The organism is Kocuria rhizosphaerae (assembly GCF_044462265.1).
Classification (GTDB): Bacteria; Actinomycetota; Actinomycetes; order Actinomycetales; family Micrococcaceae; genus Kocuria; species Kocuria rhizosphaerae.
Genome location: NZ_JBISWL010000032.1, coordinates 22,472 through 44,696 on the forward strand (window position 1 = coordinate 22,472; position 22,225 = coordinate 44,696).

General features: G+C 74.3%; 24 protein-coding genes. 13 read left to right on the forward strand and 11 right to left on the reverse strand.

Features of this window, described 5'->3' with window-relative positions:
* Window positions 1–12: 12 nt before the first annotated feature.
* Window positions 13–909 (reverse strand): LysR substrate-binding domain-containing protein, encoded by an 897-nt coding sequence (locus ACH9EU_RS03920; protein ID WP_396412630.1) that lies wholly within the window; start codon window positions 907–909, stop codon window positions 13–15.
* 219 nt (window positions 910–1,128) lie between these two features.
* Between ACH9EU_RS03920 and ACH9EU_RS03925 the strand changes: the two genes are divergently transcribed.
* Window positions 1,129–1,779, forward strand: coding sequence for a dihydrofolate reductase family protein (locus tag ACH9EU_RS03925; RefSeq protein WP_396412631.1), 651 nt, complete (start codon window positions 1,129–1,131; stop codon window positions 1,777–1,779).
* 37 nt (window positions 1,780–1,816) lie between these two features.
* On the opposite strand, the gene ACH9EU_RS03930 is transcribed toward ACH9EU_RS03925, so the two are convergent.
* Complete coding sequence (locus ACH9EU_RS03930; RefSeq protein WP_396412632.1) at window positions 1,817–2,713, reverse strand: EamA family transporter; 897 nt, start codon at window positions 2,711–2,713, stop codon at window positions 1,817–1,819.
* 280 nt (window positions 2,714–2,993) lie between these two features.
* Between ACH9EU_RS03930 and ACH9EU_RS03935 the strand changes: the two genes are divergently transcribed.
* From ACH9EU_RS03935 to ACH9EU_RS03950, 4 genes are all read left to right on the forward strand, one after another.
* Complete coding sequence (locus ACH9EU_RS03935; protein ID WP_396412633.1) at window positions 2,994–3,407, forward strand: hypothetical protein; 414 nt, start codon at window positions 2,994–2,996, stop codon at window positions 3,405–3,407.
* Between the two features lie 142 nt (window positions 3,408–3,549).
* Window positions 3,550–4,656 (forward strand): GTP-binding protein, encoded by a 1,107-nt coding sequence (locus tag ACH9EU_RS03940; protein ID WP_396412634.1) that lies wholly within the window; start codon window positions 3,550–3,552, stop codon window positions 4,654–4,656.
* A gap of 165 nt (window positions 4,657–4,821) precedes the next feature.
* Window positions 4,822–4,944: a type B 50S ribosomal protein L36 gene (ykgO, locus tag ACH9EU_RS03945; protein WP_396412635.1), complete on the forward strand. Its 123-nt coding sequence runs from the start codon at window positions 4,822–4,824 to the stop codon at window positions 4,942–4,944.
* Between the two features lie 265 nt (window positions 4,945–5,209).
* Window positions 5,210–5,617: a hypothetical protein gene (locus ACH9EU_RS03950; RefSeq protein WP_396412636.1), complete on the forward strand. Its 408-nt coding sequence runs from the start codon at window positions 5,210–5,212 to the stop codon at window positions 5,615–5,617.
* 8 nt (window positions 5,618–5,625) lie between these two features.
* On the opposite strand, the gene ACH9EU_RS03955 is transcribed toward ACH9EU_RS03950, so the two are convergent.
* Both ACH9EU_RS03955 and ACH9EU_RS03960 read right to left on the reverse strand, forming a co-directional pair.
* The gene (locus tag ACH9EU_RS03955; protein WP_396412637.1) at window positions 5,626–5,970 is read right to left on the reverse strand and encodes a metalloregulator ArsR/SmtB family transcription factor; all 345 of its coding nucleotides are present in this window, start codon (window positions 5,968–5,970) and stop codon (window positions 5,626–5,628) included.
* 118 nt (window positions 5,971–6,088) lie between these two features.
* Window positions 6,089–6,244, reverse strand: coding sequence for a zinc transporter permease (locus ACH9EU_RS03960; protein WP_396412638.1), 156 nt, complete (start codon window positions 6,242–6,244; stop codon window positions 6,089–6,091).
* Between the two features lie 192 nt (window positions 6,245–6,436).
* On the opposite strand from ACH9EU_RS03960, the gene ACH9EU_RS03965 reads away from it, so the two are divergent.
* From ACH9EU_RS03965 to ACH9EU_RS03980, 4 genes are read left to right on the forward strand one after another with little or no spacing between them, the layout of a single operon-like run.
* A complete protein-coding gene (locus ACH9EU_RS03965) occupies window positions 6,437–8,020 on the forward strand; it encodes an ABC transporter substrate-binding protein (protein WP_396412639.1) in 1,584 nt (527 codons plus the stop codon).
* Window positions 8,017–9,039, forward strand: a complete 1,023-nt coding sequence (locus ACH9EU_RS03970) for an ABC transporter permease subunit (RefSeq protein ID WP_396412640.1) — start codon at window positions 8,017–8,019, stop codon at window positions 9,037–9,039. The genes ACH9EU_RS03965 and ACH9EU_RS03970 overlap by 4 nt, the downstream gene beginning before the upstream one ends.
* A complete protein-coding gene (locus tag ACH9EU_RS03975; protein ID WP_396412641.1) occupies window positions 9,036–9,929 on the forward strand; it encodes an ABC transporter permease subunit in 894 nt (297 codons plus the stop codon). Before ACH9EU_RS03970 ends, ACH9EU_RS03975 begins: the two co-directional genes overlap by 4 nt.
* The gene (locus tag ACH9EU_RS03980; RefSeq protein ID WP_396412642.1) at window positions 9,926–11,398 is read left to right on the forward strand and encodes an ATP-binding cassette domain-containing protein; all 1,473 of its coding nucleotides are present in this window, start codon (window positions 9,926–9,928) and stop codon (window positions 11,396–11,398) included. The genes ACH9EU_RS03975 and ACH9EU_RS03980 overlap by 4 nt, the downstream gene beginning before the upstream one ends.
* A gap of 36 nt (window positions 11,399–11,434) precedes the next feature.
* On the opposite strand, the gene ACH9EU_RS03985 is transcribed toward ACH9EU_RS03980, so the two are convergent.
* Window positions 11,435–11,869, reverse strand: coding sequence for an Lrp/AsnC ligand binding domain-containing protein (locus tag ACH9EU_RS03985; protein ID WP_396412643.1), 435 nt, complete (start codon window positions 11,867–11,869; stop codon window positions 11,435–11,437).
* 85 nt (window positions 11,870–11,954) lie between these two features.
* Here ACH9EU_RS03985 and ACH9EU_RS03990 point away from each other — a divergent pair, with 85 nt between their 5' ends.
* Both ACH9EU_RS03990 and ACH9EU_RS03995 read left to right on the forward strand, forming a co-directional pair.
* Window positions 11,955–12,782 carry an AzlC family ABC transporter permease gene (locus ACH9EU_RS03990; protein WP_396412644.1) on the forward strand — a complete coding sequence of 276 codons (828 nt, stop codon included), beginning with the start codon at window positions 11,955–11,957 and terminating at the stop codon, window positions 12,780–12,782.
* Complete coding sequence (locus ACH9EU_RS03995) at window positions 12,775–13,101, forward strand: AzlD domain-containing protein (RefSeq protein WP_396412645.1); 327 nt, start codon at window positions 12,775–12,777, stop codon at window positions 13,099–13,101. The genes ACH9EU_RS03990 and ACH9EU_RS03995 overlap by 8 nt, the downstream gene beginning before the upstream one ends.
* A gap of 248 nt (window positions 13,102–13,349) precedes the next feature.
* Here the strand turns inward: ACH9EU_RS03995 and ACH9EU_RS04000 are convergent, their stop codons facing one another.
* Genes ACH9EU_RS04000 through ACH9EU_RS04010 form a run of 3 tightly spaced genes read right to left on the reverse strand, consistent with a single transcriptional unit; the run spans window position 13,350 to window position 16,431 of the window.
* Window positions 13,350–14,132 carry a DeoR family transcriptional regulator gene (locus ACH9EU_RS04000; RefSeq protein WP_396412646.1) on the reverse strand — a complete coding sequence of 261 codons (783 nt, stop codon included), beginning with the start codon at window positions 14,130–14,132 and terminating at the stop codon, window positions 13,350–13,352.
* Window positions 14,133–14,167: 35 nt separating this feature from the next.
* Window positions 14,168–15,214, reverse strand: coding sequence for a 4-hydroxythreonine-4-phosphate dehydrogenase PdxA (pdxA, locus tag ACH9EU_RS04005; protein WP_396412647.1), 1,047 nt, complete (start codon window positions 15,212–15,214; stop codon window positions 14,168–14,170).
* Window positions 15,211–16,431 carry a four-carbon acid sugar kinase family protein gene (locus tag ACH9EU_RS04010; protein ID WP_396412648.1) on the reverse strand — a complete coding sequence of 407 codons (1,221 nt, stop codon included), beginning with the start codon at window positions 16,429–16,431 and terminating at the stop codon, window positions 15,211–15,213. Before ACH9EU_RS04010 ends, pdxA begins: the two co-directional genes overlap by 4 nt.
* A gap of 143 nt (window positions 16,432–16,574) precedes the next feature.
* Here ACH9EU_RS04010 and ACH9EU_RS04015 point away from each other — a divergent pair, with 143 nt between their 5' ends.
* Entirely contained in the window at window positions 16,575–17,552 is a 978-nt protein-coding gene (locus ACH9EU_RS04015; RefSeq protein WP_396412649.1) for an aldo/keto reductase, read from the forward strand.
* A gap of 48 nt (window positions 17,553–17,600) precedes the next feature.
* Window positions 17,601–18,368: an aldolase/citrate lyase family protein gene (locus tag ACH9EU_RS04020; RefSeq protein ID WP_396412650.1), complete on the forward strand. Its 768-nt coding sequence runs from the start codon at window positions 17,601–17,603 to the stop codon at window positions 18,366–18,368.
* Window positions 18,369–18,733: 365 nt separating this feature from the next.
* On the opposite strand, the gene ACH9EU_RS04025 is transcribed toward ACH9EU_RS04020, so the two are convergent.
* The 3 genes from ACH9EU_RS04025 to ACH9EU_RS04035 all read right to left on the reverse strand — a co-directional run bounded on the left by ACH9EU_RS04025 (window position 18,734) and on the right by ACH9EU_RS04035 (window position 22,200).
* On the reverse strand, window positions 18,734–20,368 hold the full coding sequence (locus tag ACH9EU_RS04025) for an HNH endonuclease signature motif containing protein (protein WP_396412651.1): 1,635 nt from the start codon (window positions 20,366–20,368) through the stop codon (window positions 18,734–18,736).
* Between the two features lie 120 nt (window positions 20,369–20,488).
* Window positions 20,489–21,838 carry a permease prefix domain 1-containing protein gene (locus tag ACH9EU_RS04030; RefSeq protein ID WP_396412652.1) on the reverse strand — a complete coding sequence of 450 codons (1,350 nt, stop codon included), beginning with the start codon at window positions 21,836–21,838 and terminating at the stop codon, window positions 20,489–20,491.
* Window positions 21,838–22,200, reverse strand: a complete 363-nt coding sequence (locus ACH9EU_RS04035) for a helix-turn-helix transcriptional regulator (protein ID WP_396412653.1) — start codon at window positions 22,198–22,200, stop codon at window positions 21,838–21,840. The genes ACH9EU_RS04030 and ACH9EU_RS04035 overlap by 1 nt, the downstream gene beginning before the upstream one ends.
* Window positions 22,201–22,225: the final 25 nt, after the last annotated feature.

Consider the following 22,225-nt stretch of genomic DNA (forward strand, 5'->3'; position numbering starts at 1 on the left):
TTCCCGCCGGACTCAGGCCCCGGGGGTGGGCAGGACCTCGGCGGCGACGTCGAGCACCGCCCCGAGCACCCGGGAGGCGCTGCCCGCGGTCCACGCGAGGGCGTGGTCGTGGAACTGCGGCACCCCGGCGAGCGGCCGGAACACCGACCCGGCCGGCACGATCCCGACCACGCCCTCGGTCATGATGCTCACGCCCACGCCGGCCGAGACGAGGGTCATCATGATGAAGGGGTCGGGCACCTCCTGGACCACGCGCGGGCGGAAGCCGCTGGCCGTGCAGACGCGCATGACGCTGTCGTTGAGGGAGGACCCGGAGAGAAGGGGCATGGCGATGAACGCCTCCTCGGCGAGCTCGCGGAGGTCCACGGCGTCGCGCTCGGCCAGCGGGTGGTCGCTGGGCAGCACGACGCCCAGCCGTTCGCGCGCGATGAGCCGCGTCGCGACCGCGCCCGGGTTCAGCGGCAGGCCCACAAAGGCGAGGTCGAGGGTCCCTGCGACGAGCCGGTCGACCGCCTCCCCGGACATGACCCGCCCGACCAGATTGAGCGAGATGTTGGGGTGGCGCTGGCGCAGGGCACGGGCCAGCGGCGGCAGGGTGAGGTGGTTCAGCGCCCCGGAGAAGCCGATCGAGACCCTCCCGTAGACGCTGCCCGGCGCCGCGGTGGGCGCCTTGCGTGCCAGGCCGACCTCCTCGAGGATCCGGTAGGCGTGCGGGAGCAGGGCGTGGCCCGCCGCGGTGAGGTCCACGCTGCGGGTGTTGCGCTCGAACAGCCGAGCACCCACGTCCTTCTCGAGCTTGCGGATCGTCTGGCTCAGGGGGGACTGTGCCATGTGCAGCCGGGTGGCGGCCCGGCCGAAGTGCAGCTCCTCCGCGACGGCGACGAAGGACTCCAGCCACCTGATCTCCATGGTCCGCCACTGTACGACGTCGGGCAGGAGGCGAGGCCCTCTCCCTGGCGCCGACGACCCCGCGGCCCGGGCGACGGCCACCGGGCCGGCCCGCACCGGCGGACGCCGGCCACCGGGGCGCTCGCCCGGTCACGTCCCGCGAACCGGTTGCCACCCCGGCCCGGTGCGGACCACGATGGCGGGGTACGGCAGTGCGCACCGACCACGCGAGGGGTTCCCATGTCATCGTTGCGCGTCCACAACTTCGCGGTCTCGCTCGACGGCTTCGGCACGGGCGAGGGGCAGTCCCTCGAGGCGCCCTTCGGTCACGCCGACCAGCGCCTCATGCAGTGGTTCTTCGGCACCCGCAGGGGACGGGCGGTCCACGGCCGCTCCGGCGGCTCGCGCTCGGTCGACGACGCCCTCGCCGAGATGACCGACGACGGCATCGGCGCCGAGATCATGGGCCGCAACAAGTTCGGCCCCCAGCGCGGTCCATGGGCCGACGAGGAGTGGACCGGCTGGTGGGGACCGAACCCGCCCTTCCACACGCCCGTGTTCGTGCTGACCCACCATCCGCGTCCCCCGCTCGAGATGGAGGGAGGCACGACCTTCCACTTCGTCGACGCCTCGCCGGAGGACGCCCTGGCCCAGGCCAGGGAGGCGGCGGGCGGGCTCGACGTCCGCCTGGGCGGTGGCCCCACGACGGTCCGGCAGTTCCTGGCTGCCGACCTCGTCGACCACATGCACCTGGTCGTGGTGCCGATCGTGCTGGGTCGCGGCGTCCGCCTGTGGGACGGCCTCGAGGCCCTGGAGGAGCGCTTCACCGTCGAGTCGGTCACGACGCCGTCGGGCGTCACGCACGTCACGTTCTCGCACCGCGGGCGCTGAGCGGCAGGCACCCCTGACCGGCCGGTCCGGTGAGGAACTACGGATCCGGACGGGGCCGCCGGGCCGGGGACGTCCCCCACAGCTGCCCCATGACCGAGGCCACCAGGGCCAGGCCGAAGCCGGCCGCCTGCAGCCCCGTGAACGTCTCCCCCAGCAGCATCCAGCCCAGCACCGCGGCCGTGACCGGGACGAGGGGCATCAGCAAGGTCAGGCTCGTGGGCGGGACCCGACGCCCGGCATGGAACCAGGCGGCGTAGGAGATGGCCCCGCCGGGCAGGGCGAGCCACAGGTAGCCCGCCACCGCGGGCGGGTCCAGGACGAAGGGGCCGGTGTCCAGCAGCGGCACGAGGGGGACGGCCATCAGCCCGCCGAGGGTCAGCTGCCAGCCCGTCGCCGCGAGGCCGCTCATGCCCTCGGGCGTCCCCCAGCGGCGGACCAGCACCACGCCGGCGGCCATGGCGCAGGTGCCGGCCACGGCCGCCGTGAGCCCGAGCGCGTCCACGGTCACGGTCCCGGCCAACACGGCCACGGCCACGCCTGCCACCGCGGCCAGCGACCACAGCAGCCGGGGCAGCGGGGTCCTCTGGCGGAACGCCAGGAGGAGCAGGGCCGCCGCCACGAGCGGCTGCGCGGAGCCGACGACGGCCGCGAGGCCGCCCGGCAGGCGGTAGGCGGCCACGAAGAGCAGCGGGAAGAATGCCCCGAAGTTCAGCAGGGCGAGCACCGCCGTGCGGCCCCACCACGCGGGCGGCAGCATCTGCCGCGTGATCGCGAGCAGGAGCAGACCGGCCGGCAGCGCGCGCAGCACGGCGGCGGTCATGGGCCGGCCCGGGGGCAGGAGCTCGGTGGTGACGGCGTAGGTGGTGCCCCACACGATCGGAGCGATCGCGCCCAGGAGGATGAGCCGCGCCTGGCCTGTGCCGCGGTGGTCCATGGACGCTCCTGACTGCCGTGTGCCGGGCGCGCTCGACGGCGGGCGCGCCGTCCGCGATCCTACGACTCCTGCCCGCTGCGGCGCACCGGGCGGGACGGGTCCGCCGCCGCGCCGACGAGGCCGCGACGGCCGCATCGGCGGCCATGCCCCGGTGCAGGCGTGGCCGACGCCCGGCACGGGCAGATCGGACTGCACCCCTTGACGACCGGCCCCGCGTCGGGTGGGGTGGTGCCACGGTCCGGCCCCGGGCAGTGGCCCGGCGCAGCGAAGGAGCACCACCATGAGGTACTACCTGGCCCTGGTGTCCGCCGTGCAGCTCGGACTCGGACTGGCCGGTCTGCGCAAGGCCCTGCGGGAGCGCACCGCCTACGACGTCGGCTTTCTGCGCGGCTCCCGGGAGCACCTCGGGCGCGACGCGGTGCTGATGGGCACGAACCTCTCCGCTCCGGGCATCATGCTGGTCCTCCAAGGGGTGTGCACCGCGCGGCTGCTGGCCCGCCCGGACCCGCGCGCGGCCCGGACCCTGGGCGTGCTGGGTCTCCTCATGGCGGCCGGCTATGCGGCGGAGCGGTCGGTCCGGCAGGCCTGGCGCGGCGGTGACCGCCGGACCGCACGGTTGACCGCGGCCGCGACCGTGCTGGCCGTGAAGATGGCCTGGGTCGGGCTCCGCACCCCGACCCGGAACACCCGCTGAGCCCACCCGCGCGCGGGCCGGGCCGGCCTCCCACCACGCCGTCGTGCCCCTCGCGGTCCGTGCCGGGCCTCCGGCGGAGGCCTCCCCACGCGGTGCGACACACTCGGTTAAAATGAGAATGATTCTTATGTAGAGTGAGGGCATGCACCTCGCCGTCATCAGCTCCCTGGACGCCCTGTGCCGCCGGCAGGCCTGCGAGATCCTGGCCGAGGCCTTCCCGCACGCCGTCGTGGTGGTGCACGACCTCCTGGACGACGGCCGCGCCGTGCGCCGGACGTTCCGCCGGGGATCCCCCGCGGAGCGGGTGGAGACGACCCTCGAGCACGGGTGCCCCAGCTGCGCCGTCCGGCTCGACCTCGCACCCGCCCTCGGCCGCCTGGCCGCCGACGGCGAGGAGCACGTGGTCCTGGGGCTGCCCGCGGGGGTCCCGGCGTCGACGGCGATCCAGGCCCTCGAGCACCACCTGGACCAGCCGCCCACCGTGGACTCGGCCGTTCTCGCCTGCTCCCCCGCCGCGGTGGAGGACCAGCTCTGGGACGGGCAGACCCTGGCCGAGACCGGCCTCACGACGGCAGCCGGGGACGACAGGACGCCCGGCGAGTTCCTCGTCGGCGAGCTGGCCTTCAACGACACGGTGCTGGCGGCGGACCCCGACCCGGTGCCGGTCAGCGCCCCGGAGCGCCTCCGCGGCATCCAGCTGCTGCGCGAGCTGGCACCGCACGCCGACGTCGTGGAGCATGGCGCGGGGATCCGCCGGGGCGGCCACCACCGGGGTGAGGCCCTCCGGCGCTCCACCCCCGGGCGCCCGGCACCCGAGCCGCACTCCACACCGGCCTCGCCCTTCACCACGGTCGTGCACCGGGTGGACCGCCCCCTTCACCCCGAGCGCTTCCACCGGGCACTGTCCGTCCTGGCCCAGGGCTGCTGCCGCCTGAGCGGGCAGGTCTGGCTGGCCGTGGCCCCGGAGTACCGGTTCGTCCTGCAGGGCATCGGGCCGCGCGTGTGGCTGCAGAACACGGGGCCGTGGCCGGCGGAGGACCGGGCCGACCTCCTCGCCGCGGAGGGCGGCGCGGAGCCCCTCGTCCCGGACGGCCCCGGGGACCACGCCACGGTGCTGACCGCCACCGGGGAGGACCTCGACCCGGCGGAGATGGCACGGCTGCTCGCCTCGTGCCGGCTCACCCAGGCGGAGCTGGCAGCCGGGATCACCGGACTGACCGACCCCTTCGGGATCGGCGCCGCGCACTGACCCCGGGGATCCGCACCCCCACCACGTCCGGCAGCGGCGCACGACGGCCCCGGCCGGCCCGGCGCCGCGCGGGCAGACAGCGACAGGGCAGGAGAGGCGGTGAAGAACGTGCCAGGAAGCCAGTGACGGAGAGAACGAGATGAGCAGAGGACAGGAGAGGAAGAGATGAAAGTACGCAACTCGCTGCGCGCCCTGAAGAAGGCCCCCGGCGCCCAGGTCGTCCGCCGGAGGGGCCGGACCTTCGTGATCAACAAGAAGAACCCCCGCATGAAGGCCCGCCAGGGCTGACTCCCGAACCGGCGGCGGGCCGGCGGGGAGCGGAGCCCCGCCGGCCCCCGCCGTTCACCGACCCGAGAGGAATCCCGATGCCCAAGAGCCCAGTACGCGCCAAGGCCCGGAAGAAGGCGGCGAAGGCGCGCGCCGGCCGGCAGACCGCCGAGCGGTCCGACACGAGCACGTGCGGCAATTGCTGCCCTCCACCGCCGCCCGGCCGGACGCTCCGATGAGCGCCCCGGAACCACCCGACCACCGCAGGAGGACGTTGCCCCGCAGGATGCCCCGCCCCGGCCGGCACGGCGATGCGAGCGGGCCCCTGCTGGCCTGGTGCGGCGGAACGCGATGCACCGCGCTGCACCGGCTCACGGGCGGCGAGGACCGCACGGGACGGATCAGCTCCACGATCCGGGGCACCCGGGGGAGCGTGCTCATCACCTCGCCGTGCCTGGGACGCTGCCACCTGGCGTGCGTCGCCGCGGTCGCGCGGCGGGACGGGAGCAGCGGACGGATCGGCCCCATGGCGTGGCTCAGCGGCCTCGAGGACGACGCCCGGTTCGACGCCCTGCGGCACTGGATCGCCGCCGGCGGCCCTCAGGAGCTCGATCGGCCCGACCACGCCGTTCCCGCGGCGCTGCGCGACGCCGTGTGCGGCATCGGCCCGCCCCCGCGGCTGCACGAGGGCTGACCGACGGCTCAGGCGGAGGACCGCTGCTCCGGCGCAGCTCCTCGGACCTCGCCGGAGGCGCTCCTCGGCTCCGCGGCGTGGGCCACCGCATCGGCCACGATGTGCCCCACATGGGTGTCGGCCAGGGCGTGCACGGCCTCGCGCCCGGAACGGGTCAGCGTCACCAGACCCGTCTCGCGCAGGATGCGCAGGTGCTGGGAGACCAGGGGCTGGGACAGCCCCGACCGCTCCACCAGCTGCGAGACGGTGGCCTGCCCCTCGCCCAGGAGGCACAGCAGCCGCAGCCGGGACGGCGTGGCCAGCGCCCTGAACAGCCGGGCCGCGGCCTCCAGATCAGCGCCGTCGGGAGTCATCGCATCCTCCGTGCCAGGGAAGCCGCATGGTCAGCACGGCTGTCCGGCCGGGAGAGCCGCATGGACCAGGCCCCCGCACGCGGCGGGGGCCTGGTCGGTACGGCACCGGCGGATCGGCTCAGTGCTCGTCGTAGTGGTCGTCGTGCTCGGCGTGCTTGTGCCCGTCGTGGACGTAGTCCACGTGGTCGTCGTGCTGCACGGACTCGTGCCCGCAGTCGTCCCCGTGGGCGTGCTCCGCCTTGGTGTGCTCCGCCTGGTTCTCGTGCCCGGCCATGACCGCCTCCTTGGTGTCGGGGGGCCCCTGACAAGCCCGTTCACCAGTACACCAGATCCATAAACGGATAACAATACGTTGATGCACGACCTCCGGGGCCGCCGTGCACGCGGTATTTGCGAATGATTATCATTAGCAGATAGTCTGCCGTCGCCGACGACGGCCCACCCTCCCCTCGGACAAGGACTCCTCATGCCCGCACACCGCCCCCTCCTCCTGGCCACCGCCGTGGTGGCCGCCACCTCGATCGTCCTGACGGCGCGCACCGGCGCGCCCCCGGAGCGGGAGGTCGCCGCCGCGGCCGAGGACGGCGCGGTCCTCGACGTCATCGGCCCCTACGAGGTGCACGGCCTCGACCCCGAGACCGCCGAGGGGATCTTCACCCGGCTCCAGGTGGCCGAGACGCTCGTCGAGTCCGACGGCACCGGAGAGCTCCGCCCGGGACTGGCCACCCGGTGGACGGCCTCCGAGGACGGGCTGATGTGGGAGTTCCCCCTCAGGGAGGGGGCGAGGTTCCACGACGGGACGCCGGTCGACGCACGGTCCGTGGCCGCCGCGCTCGAGACGGCCCGCTCCTCCGAGGCGAACACGATCGCCGTCGCCCCGATCGAGCAGGTGCGCCCCGAGGGGGACGCCGTCGTCGTCGAGCTCTCCGAGCCGTTCGCGCCGCTGCCGGCGGTGCTGGCGGCGACCAGCACCCAGATCCTCGCGCCCTCCTCCTACGCGGAGGACGGCACGGTGTCGCAGGTCGTCGGCTCCGGCCCGTACCGGGTCGTGGACGTCGCCCCACCGGCCCGGATCGAGCTCGAGGCCTTCGACGACTACGACGGCGAGGCCCCCTCGGTCGACCGGGTGGTGTACGAGAGCGTCGGCCGCGCGGAGAACCGGGCCCTCATGGCCGAGAGCGGGCAGGCGGACATCACCTTCGGCATGGACCCGACCAGCCTGCAGCGGGTCGAGGGCAAGCCGGGCGTGCGCGTCGAGTCGGCCCTGCTGCCCCGCGCCATCGTGCTCAAGCTCGACAACGAGCACCCCGCGCTCGCCGACCTCCGCGTCCGGGAAGCGCTGTCGGCGGCCCTCGACCGCCCGGCCCTGGCCACGGCCGTGCTCCGGGACCCCGAGATCGCCGCCACCCAGATGTTCCCACCCACCCTCGAGTCGTGGCACCAGCACGGCCTCGAGCCCCTGCGGCACGACCCCGAGCACGCCGCCGCGCTGCTGGACGAGGCCGGCTGGACGCCCGGCCCCGACGGCGTGCGGGAGAAGGACGGCGAGCCCCTGCGCCTGGAGCTGCTGACCTTCCCCGACCGCCCCGAGCTGCCCACGATGGCAACCGCCGTCCAGGCCGCGCTCACCGAGGTCGGCGTCGACGTCCAGGTGCGCGTCGACAACTCGAGCGAGATCCCGGCCGGGCACGGGGACGGCTCGCTCGAGATGGCGCTGTTCACGCGCAACTTCGCCCTCGTCCCGGACCCGACGGTCACCCTCCTGAAGGACTACCCGGCAGAGGGCGGCGACTGGGGCGCCATGAACTGGAGCGACCCGAAGCTGCTCTCCGCCATGGAGCGGCTCGCGACAGAACCGGACGACGGCGGGGCCGGGACGGCCGCCGCCCGCGAGCGGATCGCCGCCACGCTCCAGGAGCAGCTGCCGGTCGTGCCCGTCTCCTGGTACCGGCAGAGCGCCGTCGTGAGCGAGTCCGTGGAGGGCTTCGAGCTCGACCCGCTCGAGCGGGGCTGGGGCCTGGCGTCCGTCTCGCTGCAGGACCCCGCATGACCGCCCCCGCCCTCTCCGCTCCCCGCATCCCGCGACCACCGGCCGGACGCGCGCCCCACGCGCCCTCACTGGTCCGGGCCGCGGGCCGGGTGCTGCTCCGGCGCGCCGCCCAGGCCGTCGCCGTGCTGCTGGTGGTCACGGTGACCTGCTTCGTCATCGTGCAGAACCTGCCCGGGGACATCGCCTTCCGCATCGCGGCCGGACGGTACGGCTACGACAAGGTCGACGCCACGGCCGCCGCGCAGGTCGGCGCGCAGCTGGGGCTCGACGCCCCGGCCTGGCGGCAGCTCGCCGGCTGGATGTCCGACGCCCTGCGCCTGGACCTCGGCACGTCCCTCGTCACCGGCGCCGCGGTCACCGACGAGCTGAGCCACCACCTGGGTGCGACGCTTCAGCTCGCCGCCGCGGCGCTGGCCGTGTCGGTCGTCCTGGGCTCGGCCGCCGGCGTGCTCGCGGCCCGCTCCCGCGGCGGTGTGGTCGACCGGCTCACGGACGCGTGGGTGGCGGTGGTGCGCGCGCTGCCCCCGTTCGTGCTGGGCCTGGTGCTGATCATCGTCTTCTCCGTCCAGCTCGGCTGGGTGCCCGCCGCCGGGCACGGGGAGCGCGGCAGCGTCGTGCTCCCCGCCCTGACCCTGGCGGTGGGCCTCTCGGGCCTGTTCGCCCGGGTGACCCGCGACGCCGTGGCGCAGGTCCTCGACTCCGAGCAGGTCCGCTTCGCCGAGACCAAGGGCCTGGGCCGGCACGTGGTGCTCATCCGCCACGTCCTGCGCAACGCAGGGGTGACCCTGGTGGCCTATGTCGGGGTCCAGGTGCTCGTCCTCGTCGAGGGCGTCGTGGTGGTGGAGAGCCTCTTCGCGTGGCCCGGGCTGGGCCACGCCCTCGTGCACGCCGTCTTCTGGCGCGACATCCCGGCCATGCAGGCCACGGTGCTGGCGCTCGCCCTCATCGTGGTGATCGTCTCGACCCTCGTGGACCTCGCCGTCCTCGCCCTCGACCCCCGAACCAGGGAGGACCTGTGAGCGCCCCCGCTCAGCGGCGCGTCGACGCCGCCCTGCCCGACGACGGCCCCACCGGGGGCCCGGCACCCGCGCCGGGCTCCTGGTGGGCGGCGGCCGGCCGCTCCCGGAGCACCCCGGCCACCCGGCTGCTCTCGGGCGCCCTGCTGGCCGCCCTCGTGCTGTTCGCCCTCGTCGGACCCCTGGTCTGGCGTCAGCACACGGGACAGGACCTGAGCCAGTTCCTCCAGCCGCCGTCTCCGGGGGAGCCGCTCGGCCACGACCACCTCGGACGCAGCGTGATCGCCCGCCTGGCGCACGCCACCCGGCTGTCGCTGGGACTGGCCGTGCTGTGCGTGGCGACCGCCGCCGTGGCCGGCACCGCCCTGGGCCTGCTCGCCGCCTGGCGGCGCGGGTGGCTGGACCAGCTGCTGCTCGGGGCCTCCGAGGTCTTCCTCGCCCTGCCCGCGCTGCTCGTCGTGCTGATCTTCGCCACGCTGGCCTCCGGGGAGCTGTGGACCATCTACGTCGGGATCGCGCTCGCCCAGTGGGTCGAGTACTTCCGGGTGGTGCGCGCACGGTCCGTCAGCGTGCTCACGAGCCCCGCGGTGGAGGCTGCAGGCCTGCTCCGGCTGGGCCCGGTCCACGTGCTGCGGCGCCACCTGTGGCCAGAACTCGCCCCCGTGTTGCTCACCCTGGCCACCCTCGGCACGGCCACGGCGGTGCTGGCCATGTCCACGCTCAGCTACGTCGGCGTGGGGCTCAAGCCCCCCACCGCCGAGCTGGGCCTGCTCGTCACCGAGTCCCTCCCCTACTACCACGAGGCCCCCTGGATGGTGCTCGCCCCCGTCGCGGTGCTGCTCCTGCTGCTGGTGGGGCTGCTCGGCCTGCGTTCCCAGGAGGTCCGCCGATGACCATCGACCTGTTCGACGTCCGGATCGACCACGAGGGCCGCGCCCTCGTGGACGTGCCCCGCCTCACGCTCCCCCCGGGCCGGGCCGTCACGATCGTCGGCGAGAGCGGCTCCGGCAAGTCGCTGCTGGCCCACGCCCTCATGGGCAGCCTCCCGCACGGCCTGCGGGTCTCCGGCGAGATCCTGCTGGGGAACCGACGGACCCCGCTGGCCGGCACGCGCGCACGGCGCAGACTCTGGGGTCGCCACCTGGCGATGCTCCCGCAGGAACCGGTCCTGGCGCTGGACCCGACGATGCGGGTGCACCGCCAGGTCGCGGAGGGCCACCCGGGTTTCCTGCGGGGCCGGAGCGGCCGGACGGGGGCCCTGGAGCAGGCGCGGCACCGGCTCGAGGACCTGGGGCTGGCCGGGGTGGAGCGCGCCCACCCGCACACGCTCTCGGGCGGGATGGCCCAGAGGGTCGCCTTCGCGGCGGCGACGATCGGCGGGGCGGAGGTGCTCATCGCCGACGAACCGTCCAAGGGGCTCGACGCCGGATCCCGCGACGCCCTCGCGCGCCTGCTCGGCCGGCACGTCGAGCGGGGAGGCTCGCTGCTGACGATCACCCACGACCTGGACCTCGCCCGGGCACTGAGCGGCACTCTGCTCGTCATGCGCCGGGCCCACGTCGTCGAGCAGGGCCCGGTGGAGCAGGTGCTCGGCGCCCCGGAGCACCCCTGGACCCGGCGGCTGCTCGCCGCCGAGCCGCACCGCTGGAACCCGCCGTGGCGCGGCACGGACACCGGCAGGAAGCCCGGCACCACGCTCATCGAGGGTTCGGGACTGACCAAGACCTACGGCGGCCGCCCGGTCTTCACGGACGTGGACCTGGCGATCGCCGCCGGTGAGCGGGTGTCCCTCTCCGGCCCGAGCGGGTGCGGGAAGACCACGCTCGGCGGGGTCCTCCTGCGGCTGGTCCGACCCGACGCCGGGTCGGTCCACCACCACCCCGACCTCGCGGCGGGGAGGGCGCAGAAGCTCTACCAGGACCCGTCCGCGGCCTTCGCCCCGCGCGTACCGCTCCGGGCGAGCCTGAACGACGTCGTGCGGCGCCACCGTGCCGACCCGGCACGCATCGGCACGCTGCTGGACCGGCTGGGCCTCGACCCCGCGCTCCTGGGCAGGCGGCCCGGCGAGGTCTCCGGCGGCGAGCTGCAACGACTGGCCGTCATCCGCGCGATGCTCGTGGAGCCGCGGGTGCTCTTCGCCGACGAGCCCACCTCGCGCCTCGACCTGCTCACCCAGGAGGAGACCGTGCACAGCCTCATGGATCAGGTCGCCGAGCACGACGCGGCTCTGGTCCTCGTCACGCACGACCTCGACCTCGCCGCGGCGGTCACGGAGCGTCACGTGGCCCTGGCCGAGAAGGACGACGGGGCCGACGACGTCGGCCCCGCACGGCCGGCCCGGAGGATCCCGGCAGGGGCCTGAACGGCCGGGCCCACGGGCGCACCGCCGGACCGCGCGTCAGCGCTTGATGGCCTTCATGGTGAAGCGCGAGGAGACCCTCTGGACCGCCGGGAGCGTCTGGACGTGGTCGCGGAGGAACCGTTCGTAGGCCTCGAGGTCGGCCACGGCGATGCGCACGAAGTAGTCGGGCGAGCCGAACAGGCGGTGCAACTCGGCCACCTCCTCGAAGGCGGCCAGGGCCTGCTCGAAGGCGTCGACGCTCTCGCGGTCGAAGCGGGCCAGGTCGACGTCGAGCATCACCTCGAAGCCGCGCCCGACGGCGCCCGGGTCGATCTCGGCGTGGTAGCCGCGGATCACGCCCGTGGCCTCCAATCGCTGGACCCGGCGCAGGCAGGGACCCGGCGTGAGGTTGACCCGCTCGGCGAGGTCGACGTTCGCGATGCGCCCCTCGTGCTCCAGGATGTCGATGATTGCTCTGTCCGTCCGGTCCACAGAACAATATTGCGCTAGACCCTCATCCACGGGCAACATCCGCAATCGCGTGCCCCGGGAATGGTGCAACGATCGAGGGGTGACGATGACCGCACCGGCCACCATGCCGGACACGACCCCAGCTCCCTGCCCGGCACCGGCCCCGGACACCTCCCCGAGCACCGCCGCACCACGGGTGACGCCCCCCGCGGCGCCGGCCTCCTTCTCCCGCCGCCGCGAGATCGCCCGAGGGGTGCGCGGCTCGCTGGCGGCCGGGCTGGGGATGTACCCGCTCGGGATCGCCTTCGGACTGCTGGTGATCCAGGCCGGCCTGCCCTGGTGGGTGGCTCCGGCCCTCTCGATCGCCGGGTTCGCCGGCTCCCTGGAGCTGCTGCTCGTCGGGATGCTGGTCGCCGCCGCACCCCTGGCCACGGTGGCGCTGACGACGTTCCTGGTGAACTTCCGGCACGTCTTCTACGCCTTCTCCTTCCCGCTGCACGTCGTGAAGAACCGCCTCGCGAAGGCCTATTCGGTCTACGCGCTCGTCGACGAGGCCTACGCCGTGACCGCCGCCTCCCGGGAGTCGTGGACCCCGTGGCGGCTGATCAGCATGCAGGTCGCGTTCCAGTCCTACTGGGTCGGCGGCGGGCTGACCGGGGTGCTGATCGCCTCGTTCATGCCCGGTCCGGTCGAGGGGCTCGAGTTCGCCCTGTGCGCCCTGTTCGTCACGCTGACCCTGGACGCGGCCCGCACCCGCCGGCAGATCCCCTCACTGCTGCTGGCCGCCCTGAGCTTCGCCGTCGCCCTCGTCGCCGCCCCCGGTCAGGTGCTCTTCGCGGCGCTGATCCTGTTCCTCGTCCTGCTGCTGGCCCGCTACGGTCTCACCCGCCACCGCGCCCGGAAGAACTCCGCGAAGGAGGCCACCGGTGCCTGAGACCGGCTACGTCCTCGCCGTGCTGGCGATCGTCTTCACCATCACCGTCGCCCTGCGGGCGGTGCCCTTCGCCGCGCTCACGACGCTGCGGGACTCCACCCTGGTCCTGACCCTGGCGGCGTGGCTGCCCGTGGGCATCCTGGCCATCCTGGCGGGGTCGACGCTGCGCACCACGATCACGGCCGATCCGCCGGCGGCCGTCCTGGCCGTGGTCGCCGTGGCCGTCACGGCGGCGGCACACCTGCTGGGCGGCCGCCGCACGCTGCTGAGCGTCGGCGCCGGCACCGCGACCTACGTCCTGCTGCTCAACCTCCTCTGACATGTAGCGGATCTCTGTCAAGAGGGCAGGAGGTGCGGGATCCTGGCGACGCGCCAGATCCCGGCCCGGGGGATCACCATGGACACGGGCCAGGGCGCTTCCCCCGCGGTCCTCCCCGACAGCTCGGTCCACGTCCCGCCGGGACACGGTCACGCGGCCGGCATCACCGCACCCGAGCGGCCGGCCGCAGAGATCGCCGGGGCCGCGCGGCGCCCGTGAGCCGGCCGCCCGTCACGACGGACGGGCCGTCACCTGCCGGGGCGGGGACCGACGATCTCGACGACGACGCCCCGCTCGCGCATCCGCTCGATCTCGTCGGCGGGGGCGTCGTCGGTGGTGACGAGCGTCCACGGCAGGGGCAGGTCCGCCCAGGCGTGGAACGGGCGGATGCCAATCTTCCCGCCGTGGGCGAGGACGTAGACGTGGGTGCTGCGCGCCGCCATGAGCTCCTTGAGCCGCGTCTGCAGGAGGTCGGCCTCGCAGATCCCGTGCTCGGCCGTCACGGCGTCGGCCCCGAGGAAGACGCGATCGAACGTCATGCGCGCCAGGCCCAGCTCGGTGAGCGGGCCGAAGAAGCTCTGGCTCGTCTCACGCAGCTGACCGCCCAGGCAGTACAGGCGGATGCCGGGGCACCCGTTGAGCTCCTGCAGGGTGTTGATCCCGATGGCCGTGACGTCCAGGTCCTGGTGGCTGCGCAGCTGGTGCGCGAGCGCGCCGACCGTCGACCCGCCGTCCAGCAGCACGTTCTCTCCCGTCCGGACCTGGGCGGCGGCCCACCGGGCCAGGGCCTGCTTCTCCTCGTAGGCCTCCCCCACGCGCTGGCGCAGGGACGCCTCCGGGTGGGGGTCGAGGGGCATGGCCCCGCCATAGGTCCGGGCCAGCCGGCCCTGTTCGTTGAGCAGGGCGAGGTCCCGGCGGATGGTGGAGGCGGTGACCTGGAAGCGCTCGGAGAGCTCCTCCACCGAGGCCAGCCCGCTGGTCTTCGCCAGGTCGTAGATCTGCTCGCGCCTGAGCTTGGCCGGCAAGGTCATGGAGTGCTCCGCTCGTCCTCGGGGTGGTGGACCGCTCAGCGCGTGGCCATCTCGGCGGCCTGGCGGAGGGCCTCGACCATGCTACGAGAGTCCGCGATGTTCCGGCCCGCGATGTCGAAGGCCGTGCCGTGGTCCACCGAGGTGCGGATGACGGGCAGTCCCACGGTGATGTTGACCCCGGCCTCGATGCCGAGGACCTTCACCGGCCCGTGCCCCTGGTCGTGGTACATCGCCACGACCAGGTCGTAGTCCCCGCGGCCGGCCAGGAAGAAGAGGGTGTCGGCGGGCAGAGGCCCCACCGCGTCGATGCCCATGGCTCGGGCTGCCTCGACGCCGGGGGTGATCTTCTCGGCCTCCTCGCCGTAGCCGAAGAGCCCGTTCTCCCCGGCGTGCGGGTTGATCGCGGCCACGCCGATCCTCGGGTGCGGGATGCCGGCGCGGACGAGGGCTTCGTGGCCTCGCTCGATGGTCCGCCGCACGAGGCCGGGCTCGATCCTCGCCACGGCGTCGAGCAGGCCGATGTGCGTGGTGACGTGGATGACGCGCAGCTTCGGGGTGGACAGCATCATGGAGACCTCCTCGGTCTCCGTCAGCGCGGCGAGCAGCTCCGTGTGGCCGGGGTAGAGGTGTCCAGCGGCGTGCAGCGCCTCCTTGTTGAGCGGAGCCGTGCAGATCGCCTGCACCTTCCCGGCCATGGCCAGTTCGGAGGCCACCTCAATGTACCGGTAGGCCGCGTCGCCGGCCACCGCGGAGAGCTCCCCCCAGGGCAGGTCCTCGGGCAGCAGGCCGAGGTCGATCACGTTCACGGTGTGGCCGTCGAAGACGGCGTCCGCGACGTCCTCGACGCACCGCAGCTCCATCGCCAGGCCGATGCTCCGGGCGGCCATCCGCAGACGCGCCGCGTCGCCGACGACGACCGGGCGGCACGCGGCGAGCACGGACTCGTCGAGCACGGCGGCCACGGTCACTTCCGGGCCGATGCCGGCGCCGTCGCCCATGGTGACGGCGACGAAGGGGACGCCGCTTCCGTCGGGGTCCTCCCGGTGGCGTTCGGTGACGGCGGAGGCGGAGGGAGTGCTCATGATGGGACCTTTCCGGTGGTGTCCTGCAGGGTCTGCATGGTGGTGAGGATCTCGAGGAGGCTGTCCGGGCCGCCGTAGCTGCCCGGGCGGGTGGTGACCAGGCGGCCGTCGTCGGTCGCGGTCACCACGGCGCCGGGGTGCGCCTGGCGCAGCGGGACGAGCCTGGTGATGCCCAGGGCCCCGAGCACGGCCTGGGCCGTCTCGCCTCCGCTCAGGACCAGGTGCCGGTCCGCGTGGTGGCGCCGCACGAGGGTGGTGAGCCCGGCGGTGACCGCGGCGGAGAGAGCCGGGTCCGGGTCGGCGTCGACCGTGACGGCCACGGTCCCCTCGTGCTCCAGGGAGAAGCCGGCGATCTGCTCGGGGCGCAGCCGGTGGACGGTCACGCCGGCGGACTCCAGCCGCTGGACCTGCCGGCGGGCGGCCGCGCTGGCGGTGCCGAGGGCGACGAGGACGCCGGTGCGGCGCGGGTGCGGCGGCGCGACGTCACCAGCGGCCCCGGCCCCGCCGGGGCCGAGCTCCGGGTGAAGACACCGGCCGAGGGCGGCCGCCAGACCGGCGGCGCCGGCCAGGACGAAACCTCCGGCGAGACCGGCAGCGGCGATCCGCTCCAGGTCGGCCGGGGCCTCGGCGTCGCACACGAGCACGGCGCCGTCCGCGGCCTCGCGGACCGCAACCTCCCCCAGCTCGTCGCCCCGGACAGTGTCCAGGTCCAGGTGCCGCACGGGAACCGGTGCCAGCTGCGCGGCGATGCTGTGCGCGGGCGGGCACGGCTCCACGGCCCACAGGTCCGACTCGTGCAGCGGGCGCCCGCCCACGTGCAGGACACCGTCCCGGACCGTCCGTCCCAGCTCGGGCACCGCGGGGCAGAACAGGACGGGGGCGGTCCTGCGGGCCTCCCGCAGCTGGACCCCGAGGTGACCGCGCATCAGCGAGTCGAACTTCAGGAAGATCGTGCGGCCGGGCGAGGCCGCCGCGAGGATCCCGTGCAGACGCTCCGCGGCCTCCTGGGCCGCGTCGCGGCGGGTGTCGGTGTTGACCACGGTCACGACCTCGTCGTCGTGCGGTCGTGCGGTCGGCACGAGGTGCACCGCCACGGGCACGAACTGCGCGGACTGCACGGAGTGCGCATCCACATCGCCGGCGCCGGGCAGGGCGGCGAGCGCGGCGGCCACCTCGTTGGCGCCGGACAGATCGTCGGCCAGAGCCAGTACTCGCATGCCCTCACCTCCTCCAGGCGTGGTTCGATAATTGATTGCGTGTTTCACGCTAAACTAGTTGCGCACTTCGCGCAACCATGGCACCGTGAGGAGTGCAGCACGACGACCAGCCACCGCTCTCCACCACAGGAAGAAGATCCCGCATGGAAACCGTCCGCCTCCCCGGCATCGACACCCCGATGTCCACCTTGGTGCTGGGCACCATGACCTTCGGCGACACCGTCGACCGGGACGGCGCCGCCGCGATGCTCGACGCCGCCCTGCAGGCCGGCATCACCGCCGTGGACACCGCCAACGGCTACGCCGGCGGGGCCACCGAGACGATGCTCGGCGACCTGCTGGCGGACCGCCACGACGAGCTCGTGCTGGCCACCAAGGCCGGCATGCCGCACCCCGACGCCGGCGAGCACTCCCCGCTCTCGGCGCGCGGAATCCGGCTGGCCCTCGAGGGCAGCCTCCGGCGGCTGCGCGTGGACCGCGTCGACCTCTTCTACCTGCACCAGCCCGACCGCCGAGCCGGCCTGGACGAGACCCTCCAGACGGTCGCGGCCATGGTGGACGAGGGGAAGGTCGGCGCTCTGGGCGTCTCGAACTTCGCGGCGTGGCAGATCGCCGAGGTCAATGCCGCCGCGGACCGCAACGGGGCCCCGCGCCCGATGGTCGCCCAGCAGCTGTACAACCTGCTGGCCCGGCGGATCGAGGAGGAGTACGCGGAGTTCGCGCGCACCACCGGCCTGCACACCATGGTCTACAACCCGCTGGGCGGCGGGCTGCTCACCGGCAAGCACCGCTTCGACGCGGTCCCGGAGGACGGCCGCTTCCAAGGCTCCCGGCTGGCGGCGATGTACAAGGAGAGGTACTGGGACGAGCAGCTCTTCGACGCCATCGGCGAGCTGGCCCGGATCGCCGACGACGCCGGGATGCCGCTCATCGAGCTCGCACTGCGGTGGCTGGTCTCGCAGCCGGCCACCGGGTCCGTCCTGCTGGGCGGCTCCAAGCCGCACCAGCTCATGGCCAACCTGGAGGTCCTCGCCCGCGGCCCGCTGGACGACTCGCTCCTCGAGGCGTGCGACCGGGTGGGCTCCGACCTGCGCGGCCCCATGCCCGCGTACAACCGCTGAACGATCCACGCCACCCGACCCGACCCGATCCGAAGGACAGGCACCGACGTGAACCACCCCGCAGCAGACGTCATCCGCAAGGCCAGGAACCAGGAGGTGACCCTGGGGTACTGGTCGGTGCTCGACTCGCCCGTCTCCAACGAGCGGCTGGCCATGACCGGCTACGACTACATCGCGCTCGACGGCCAGCACGGCCTCATGGGCTACTCCGGGATCCTGCACAACCTCATGGCGATCGACGCCGGGCACGGGCCCGCCGGAATCGTCCGGGTCCAGGCGAACGACGCGGCCGTCATCGGGCAGGCGCTCGACGCCGGGGCCCGCGGGGTGATCGTGCCGATGGTGGACACGCCCCAGGAGGCCGCCGCCGCGGTGCGCGCCGCACGCTACCCCGGAGCGGGGGCACGCTCCTACGGGCCCATGCGCTCGGGTCTGCGGGTCGGTCCCGTCCCGGCCGAGTCGGACGACTCCGTGCTGGTCCTCGTGATGATCGAGACCCCGCAGGGACTGGAGAACGTGGAGGCGATCTGCGCGGTCGAGGGCGTGGACGGCGTCTACATCGGACCCTCGGACCTGTGCCTGGCCGTCGGCGGGAGATTCCCCAACGACCCGGAGGTCGAGGACGTCTTCGACGCCGCGATCGACCGGGTGCTCGCCGCAGCCCGGGCGGCCGGCAGGATCGCCGCGATCCACACTCCCGGCGGCGAGATCGCCCGGCAGCGGATCGCGCAGGGCTTCACCTTCGTGACGATCGCCTCGGACCTGACCCACCTCGAGCAGGCGGCCCGCCAACACCTGGACCAGGCGCGCGGCTGACGCCGCACGGCCGACACCCCCGCTCCCCACACCTGCACGGCCCCAGGGCGTACGGCCCGAGTGCGGACGGCCGGCTGACGCACGACCGGTGGCCGCCCTGCCCACCGACGTGCGGCGGGCGCAGTCGCTGCCTGGGCCCGACTCGTCGCCGGGCCGCTCGGCTCCGCCGCCGGACTCACCGCCGTGGTGCGGATCCGTCGGCACCGAGCCGTCTGCACCGAGCCGTCTGCACCGACCCGTCTGCACCGAGCCGTCTGCACCGACCCGTCGACGCGCGATCGCCAATGCTCACCGACCGGCACCGACCCTGACATCCGTAGCGCACGGCTCGGCGGCGGAGGGGAGAGCGCCGGAGCGCCCTCACCTCAGAAGGGCGCCGGGTCCTCGTCCGACCAGTAGGGCGGTGGATCGCCGATCCGGGGACCGGGGCCAGGAACCTGGTGCTCGGGCACGGTGCGGTGGACGAGGCCGCCCGGGGAGATCCACTCCAGCTCGGCCCCGGATCCGGAGAGGATCGCCCGGCTCCCGCCCCCGGGCGGGGCCGGGACCCGGCGCACCGTCCAGGCCCCGAGGTGACCGGTCCGGTGCTTGATCCGGTGGTGGTGCCGGCACAGGGCGGCCAGATTGTGCTCGGCCGTGGCCCCGCCCTGGGCCCAGGCCACCGTGTGGTCCAGGTCGCAGGCCTCGGCCCGCCGCCGGCAGCCGGGGAACCGGCAGGTCCCGTCACGCAGCTCGACCAGCCGGCGCAGGTCCGCCGGCACCGTGTAGACCGTGCGGTCGTGGTCCAGCACGACCCCGGTCACCGGGTGCGTGAGCAGCCGGTGCCACGCCCCGGCCCCGGCTGCCAGCTGCCGGGCGACCTCCGCGCTGATCGGCCCGTACCCCGACAGCACCGGGGCCGGGCAACCGGCCCCGGTCGCCGCGCCGGTCGTCTCGGCGCCGGTGGGCGCGGCGTCCGTTCCGGCGGGGTGCTCGGCGGTCAGCACGGAGACGGGGACCATGACGCTCACCGTCGCCCGCACTCCGCGCGGGAAGCTGGGCTCCTGCGGCAGCACCCCGTAGAGCAGCAGGTCCGCGAGCGCATCCGCGCGCAGTTCTCCGCCCGAGCGGGCCTCGGCGTGCTCGGGGACGTCCAGGTCCGGGAACAGGCCCAGACCCGGAGCGGGGACCTCCTCGCCCATCAGGGCCGCGAGCTCCTCCAGCCGGCTGTGCACGGCCACCGCCACGGGAGCCTCCAGCAGCGCGTGCAGGTAGGCCATCCCCTCGGGTGCCGCCTCCACCCACACCGCCCGGTGCTTGCGCGCGGCACGGCGGCCGCGCTCATCGGCCTCGGCCACCAGCACGCGCCGGCGCTCCCGGGCCATCGAGCGCAGCTGGGCGGCGGTGGCGTGCGGGGCCCGTTCCAGCAGCTCGGCGACCAGCCGGTGCACCGCCTCCACCGGTGGCGGGACCGGCGCGTGCCCGGGGACCTCCATCGGGTCCTCCCCGATGAGCTCCTGCCACTGGTCCACCATGACCGCGGCCTGGGCAGCCCCGATCCGCCCCTCCTCCAGGGCCGCCAGGACCTCCGGGAGGGTCTCGGCCAGCACCACGGCCTCCTGCACCCGGGCCCGGGCGGTGCCGGCGGGCAGGCGCATCGCGGCGCCGACCTCGGCGGCCACGTCCACCACGAGCTCGTGCTCGGGCTCCAGCAGCACACCCCACGGGCCCTGGCGCACGGCCTCGCCCCCGCCCGCAGCGGCGGCCTCGGCCTGGGCCAGCGCCTCGTGCCGTGCGGCCGTGCGGGCGGCCTGGGCGGCCAGCCACAACCGGTGGATGCACCGCACCTGCGCCCCGAACGCCCGCCCCTCGGCCGCCACGGCCTCCCGCAGCCCGGTCGCGGCGGCACGCACTTCCTCCCGGCGGGCACCGGTGCTCTCGTCCGCCAGGTAGAAGGACCACTCCAGCAGCTCCTCACCAGGCTCCGGAGTCACCTTTCGCCGCCGCGCCGTCGCCGTCATGAGCCCATTCTGCCGGCCACCACCGACACGCCAAGGCCTGGTCCCAGGCCCCGGGGCGCGACTTCTCGCGTTCCTCGCGAACGGTGGCATCGACAGCCCGGGGAGCACCGGTTCCGGGTGTCAGGCGAAACCGAAGACCGGCGGGAAGGCCACGACGACCACGGCCGCCCACACGCCGTAGACCGGCAGGTACCGCGTCTGCCAGCGCTCGAGGGCGGCGACCGGCCGCCGCCGGCGCAGGAACCCCGCCCCGAGCCAGGCCGCGCGGGCCAGGTGCACCAGCAGCAGGAGGTTCAGCCCGAGCGCGGCGATCTTGTTGGGGCTGAGGCCGAACTCGGCGATGCGGGTCAGCATCGCGGTGAGCATCACCGCGTCCACCGCGAGGGCCGCGACGACGAGGACCAGCTGCAGCGCGTCGAACAGTCCCGGCGGCGCGAGCGCGTCCCGCGCGGACATCGCGTAGAGCAGCAGGCACAGGACCAGCACGAGGATGGCGTCCATGAGGATGAGCAGCTCGCGGTCGACGTCGACGAGCCCGCCTGCCGCCGCGAGCACGCCCAGCAGCGTGAGGAGCATGAGAATCGTCAGGGGCGTGAAGACCCGGGTGAGCACGGGCGCGATGTTCTCGACGACGTTCTGCTTGGCCTCGACCAGCCACGCGGCGACGACGAGCGCCCCCGGCACGGCGAACGGCAGGATCCAGGCCTCCAGGACGGGTTCGAGGTCGGTGCCCACGAGCTGGAGGACCCCGGCCGTCAGCCCGACGAGGACGCCACCGCCCAGGGCCAGGAGGACGAAGTAGATCGCGAGCTCGCCGGTGAAGCGGACGAAGTCCATGCGCCGGGCGTCGGAGCGCCAGCGGCCCCCGACGTAGGCGATCCCGGCCAGCAGCCACAGGAGGACCGGGGCGTGCAGCGCGGCCAGCAGGGCGGTGGAGCCGCCGGGCACGAAGGGGTAGACGTTGAGCACGACCGCCAGCGCGGCGAACGGGACCAGCAGCAACGCGAGCACGGTCCCGGTGAGCCGGCGCTTCCACGCGAAGTAGCCGGCGAGGAAGGGCAGGACGAGCAGGCCCAGATTGCGCGCGAGCACGTCGCCGTCGTCGATCCAGGTCAGTCCCGCCTTGACCGCCAGTCCCGCCCCGACGGCGAGCGCGAGGACGACGGCGAGCTCGCGCCACGACGGCGCGCCGGTGTCCGCACCGTCCTCGGGCAGGAGCACGAGCTGCTTCCACAGCCGGTCGGAGTGCTCCCGGGCGAACTCGCGCGAGACGGAGTCGAGATTGCCGAGGCGCTTGATCGCCACGAGGAAGGCCTCCTCGTCGTCGAGCCGGGTCGCCCGGAGGTCGGCGACCTGCTCGCGCAGGTGGTCCTCCAGCTCCTCGACGTCGGCCGGCGAGATCGCCTGGCGCCGCTGGACGTACCCCCGCCACCGGTCGATCTGGGCCTCGAGCTCCGCGTGCAGCGCCATCACGCCCACCGTTCGGTGACGGCGGGCGGCCGCTGCGCGGACTGCCACACCTGCCGCAGCGCGTCGGCCACCACCGCCCACTGCTCCTGACGGTCGGCCAGCGCCGCCCGGCCCGCCGGGGTGATGGCGTAGTGCTTGCGCCGGCGACCGGACTCGGAGGTGCCCCACGAGGACGAGACGAAGCCGAGCCGCTCCAGTCGGTGCAGCAGCGGGTAGAGCATCCCGTCGGTCCACTGCATGGACCCGCCCGAGAGCTCGCCCACGCGCTTGAGGATCGCGTACCCGTACAGGTCGCCCTCCGTGAGGATCCCCAGCACGAGCGGGGTCGCCGAGGCGGCGACCAGGTCCTTGTCGATACGCACGGCGCCTCCTGACACCTAGATGTAC

Bases quoted from the DNA above. Each gene is read 5' to 3' on its own strand.
- ACH9EU_RS03920 (WP_396412630.1), bottom strand. From the start codon at position 909: ATGGAGATCAGGTGGCTGGAGTCCTTCGTCGCCGTCGCGGAGGAGCTG.
- ACH9EU_RS03925 (WP_396412631.1), top strand. From the start codon at position 1,129: ATGTCATCGTTGCGCGTCCACAACTTCGCGGTCTCGCTCGACGGCTTC.
- ACH9EU_RS03930 (WP_396412632.1), bottom strand. From the start codon at position 2,713: ATGGACCACCGCGGCACAGGCCAGGCGCGGCTCATCCTCCTGGGCGCG.
- ACH9EU_RS03935 (WP_396412633.1), top strand. From the start codon at position 2,994: ATGAGGTACTACCTGGCCCTGGTGTCCGCCGTGCAGCTCGGACTCGGA.
- ACH9EU_RS03940 (WP_396412634.1), top strand. From the start codon at position 3,550: ATGCACCTCGCCGTCATCAGCTCCCTGGACGCCCTGTGCCGCCGGCAG.
- ykgO (WP_396412635.1), top strand. From the start codon at position 4,822: ATGAAAGTACGCAACTCGCTGCGCGCCCTGAAGAAGGCCCCCGGCGCC.
- ACH9EU_RS03950 (WP_396412636.1), top strand. From the start codon at position 5,210: ATGCCCCGCCCCGGCCGGCACGGCGATGCGAGCGGGCCCCTGCTGGCC.
- ACH9EU_RS03955 (WP_396412637.1), bottom strand. From the start codon at position 5,970: ATGACTCCCGACGGCGCTGATCTGGAGGCCGCGGCCCGGCTGTTCAGG.
- ACH9EU_RS03960 (WP_396412638.1), bottom strand. From the start codon at position 6,244: ATGGCCGGGCACGAGAACCAGGCGGAGCACACCAAGGCGGAGCACGCC.
- ACH9EU_RS03965 (WP_396412639.1), top strand. From the start codon at position 6,437: ATGCCCGCACACCGCCCCCTCCTCCTGGCCACCGCCGTGGTGGCCGCC.
- ACH9EU_RS03970 (WP_396412640.1), top strand. From the start codon at position 8,017: ATGACCGCCCCCGCCCTCTCCGCTCCCCGCATCCCGCGACCACCGGCC.
- ACH9EU_RS03980 (WP_396412642.1), top strand. From the start codon at position 9,926: ATGACCATCGACCTGTTCGACGTCCGGATCGACCACGAGGGCCGCGCC.
- ACH9EU_RS03990 (WP_396412644.1), top strand. From the start codon at position 11,955: ATGACCGCACCGGCCACCATGCCGGACACGACCCCAGCTCCCTGCCCG.
- ACH9EU_RS04000 (WP_396412646.1), bottom strand. From the start codon at position 14,132: ATGACCTTGCCGGCCAAGCTCAGGCGCGAGCAGATCTACGACCTGGCG.
- pdxA (WP_396412647.1), bottom strand. From the start codon at position 15,214: ATGAGCACTCCCTCCGCCTCCGCCGTCACCGAACGCCACCGGGAGGAC.
- ACH9EU_RS04010 (WP_396412648.1), bottom strand. From the start codon at position 16,431: ATGCGAGTACTGGCTCTGGCCGACGATCTGTCCGGCGCCAACGAGGTG.
- ACH9EU_RS04015 (WP_396412649.1), top strand. From the start codon at position 16,575: ATGGAAACCGTCCGCCTCCCCGGCATCGACACCCCGATGTCCACCTTG.
- ACH9EU_RS04025 (WP_396412651.1), bottom strand. From the start codon at position 20,368: ATGACGGCGACGGCGCGGCGGCGAAAGGTGACTCCGGAGCCTGGTGAG.
- ACH9EU_RS04030 (WP_396412652.1), bottom strand. From the start codon at position 21,838: ATGGCGCTGCACGCGGAGCTCGAGGCCCAGATCGACCGGTGGCGGGGG.